General features: G+C 42.3%; 1 protein-coding gene. It reads left to right on the top strand.

Going from position 1 to position 3,018, the window contains the following annotated elements; all coding sequences use genetic code 11:
* Nucleotides 1-237: 237 nt before the first annotated feature.
* Nucleotides 238-2,937: a Cna B-type domain-containing protein gene (locus ADI76_RS04910; RefSeq protein WP_049514979.1), complete on the top strand. Its 2,700-nt coding sequence runs from the start codon at nucleotides 238-240 to the stop codon at nucleotides 2,935-2,937.
* Nucleotides 2,938-3,018 lie beyond the last annotated feature (81 nt).

Here is a 3,018-nt window from a genome sequence, read left to right as displayed (position 1 = left end):
AGGTGGGACGACGAAATCGAATTCTAACGAATGACCGATTTCTGTCCCACTCTCTATTTTTTTGTATCAAAAAAATGTACTTAAAATACAAAAAAGCATATATAATAGCTTGTCTTCTCAAAGTAAATCGATTATAATGAAAAAAGATGGGTTGTGTATAAAATCACAATATGTAGTGATAATTTTTCGACTCACATACCTTATCTAGTAAACGTAGAAAAAGGAGAAAAATCGTTTATGAAAAAGTGGCTTTATTCTGTTGTGACAACAGTTGCCCTATTTTTACTAGCGGCTTTAGGATTTGCCAAACCCAATAGTCCAGCTAAAGTCCATGCAGATACGATCAATGATGTTGTGACATCTGTAAACATCTCGAAATCAACTGGTGGAGCGATTACAGATCCACTCGGTGTTTGGGAGAGTTTTCAAGTTGAAGCAAACTTTGTGTTGCCAAATGGTCGTGTAAAAAAGGGAGATAAGACCGTTATCCAACTTGGAGATGACTTTAAGGTCTTTGAAACGGACACCATTGACCTGCTGGATCCAAGCGGTCAAAAAGTTGCGACAGCAACAGTAGATGATCAAAGAAAAGTCATCACCGTAACCTATACGGACTATCCTGAAAGAATGGCCAATGTGACAGGGAAACTGCGTTTCTTTGCGCGTGTAGACCACCAAGTCGTCAAAGGACAAAAGACACTTGATTTTACTCTTACGATCGATAAGAAAGTGATTTCAGGTGGGAATATCGATTACAAAGGGGTCAATCCAGGTGAGAATCCTCCTACTCCAGAAGTCTTTAGCAAGTGGGGGTGGACCAACTCAGATGATAAATTAAAATTGACCTATACATTGAACATCAATCAAGGCCACACAGCCCTTCATAATATTGATATTAAAGACCAATTGGCCTTTACAGATGGAAAAATCAAAGCAGATTCTGTCAACATCCATACAGGAACTTGGCAGGTTAGTGACGAAGATGGGGCTTATCATTTAAAAGATACCACAAACGTCACCAAGAATTACTCCCCTGTTGTCAGCGCTGATGGTCGTTCTCTAACGGTTCATATTGGAGATCTAGCTCCTGAACAAGGGATGACTGTTCGCTATGATGTCTATCTGGACAAGGTCCCAGCCATCAATACATCCTACAAAAACAATGCGACAATGACAGCTACAGAAATCAAGGAGCAAAATAAGGTAGCAGACGTTCTGTATCAGTTCCTCGATGGAAAATTCAATGGTGAGAAATATTCCTTCACGATTCACAAAAAAGGTGAAAATGGCCAAGCGCTTGCCGGTGCCGTCTTTGCTGTGACAGCAGATGATACTGGTGAGCAAGTGGGAACCATTACGACAGATGAGAATGGTGTTGGCACTATTACGGGCTTGATCAAACAAGCTTATACGGTTCAAGAAATTCAAGCTCCAACTGGCTATGTTCTCTCAGAAGAACTTATCAAGATCAGCAAGGACGATTTTGGAAATGACCTTGCGATTTCTCGTGATGTTGTGAACCAAAAAGAAAAAACAAGTGTCTCTGGCCAAAAGACATGGAATGACAATGACAACCAAGATGGCAAGCGTCCATCAAAAATCACAGTCAATCTCCTAGCAAATGGTGTCAAAGTCGCTTCTAAAGAAGTGAAACCAGATGCGGTAGGAACTTGGGCTTATCATTTTGATAATCTCGATGTGGTCGATGATGCTGGCAATGTCATTGCCTACACTGTTTCAGAAGAACCTGTTGAAGGCTATGAAGCGACTATTGAAGGAACCAATATTACCAACAGTCGGACACCAGAAGTTGTTGAGATTCCAGTAACGAAAGTTTGGAAAGACAATGATAACCAAGATGGCGTTCGTCCTGACAAGGTCACTGTTCGTCTCCTTGCAGATGGTACAGAAGTAGCTAGCCAAGAGCTAAGTGCAGCGACTGATTGGAAGACAGTCTTTACCAATCTTCCAAAATACAATCACGGCAAACAAATTGTCTACACAGTCACAGAAGACACAGTAGCCAATTACTCTGCTGCGATTGATGGAACAACCATTACCAATAGCTACAAGCCAGGTAAAACCAGCGTTACTGTTACAAAACGTTGGGAAGACAACAATGACCAAGATGGCAAACGTCCAAGCACCATTAAGGTACAGCTCTATGCAGATGGCAAAGCTCAAGGAAAAGAAGTAGAACTTTCTGCTAAAAATAACTGGACTCATACCTTTAGCAATTTGCCTCTAAAAGCGAAAGGCAAAGAGATTCAGTACCAAGTGAAAGAAGTTGGAACAGTCAAAGGCTATACTAGTACGGTCGATGACAGTAACAAGGGAAATGTAGTGATCACCAATAGCCGCACACCAGAAGTAACGGAAGTAGCGGTCAAGAAGATCTGGGATGATGCAGACAATAAAGATGGTCTTCGTCCTGAAAAAATCACAGTTCGTCTCCTTGCGGATGGTCAAGAAGTAGCTGTAAAAGAAATCACAGCTACTGATAATTGGCAGGCAAGCTTCACGGATCTACCTGTATACAAGGAAGGTAAGAAGATTGCCTACACGATTACAGAGGATCCAGTAGCAGGTTATACAAGCAACATTGATGGTTTCACGGTAACCAATCGTCATACACCACCAACAACACCTCCTACCACACCACCAAGTACACCGCCAACGACTCCGCCTACAACCCCACCAAGCACACCGCCAACGACTCCGCCTACAACCCCACCAACAACTCCACCGACGACACCACCAACAACGCCGCTAAGCACACCGGAAAAACCAGAAACTCCAACTACACCAAAAGAAGGAAAGAAAAAATTTCTTCCATCAACTGGTGAAGTTGTTGCTTACGGATTGACCATACTCGGTGCACTCTTAGCAATTTTTGCTTTGGCTTTGCTCTTGCGTGGTAAACGGAAAGAGAAATAAGCTTCATACCGATAAAGGGGCTGGGACAAAAGTCCTAGCCTCTCAATTATTTTTGGATTGTCGAGCAAGACGCAGTGGTTG

It is taken from the genome of Streptococcus parasanguinis, assembly GCF_001074805.1.
Classification (GTDB): Bacteria; Bacillota; Bacilli; order Lactobacillales; family Streptococcaceae; genus Streptococcus; species Streptococcus parasanguinis_A.
This window is presented reverse-complemented; position numbering and strand designations above follow the sequence as displayed.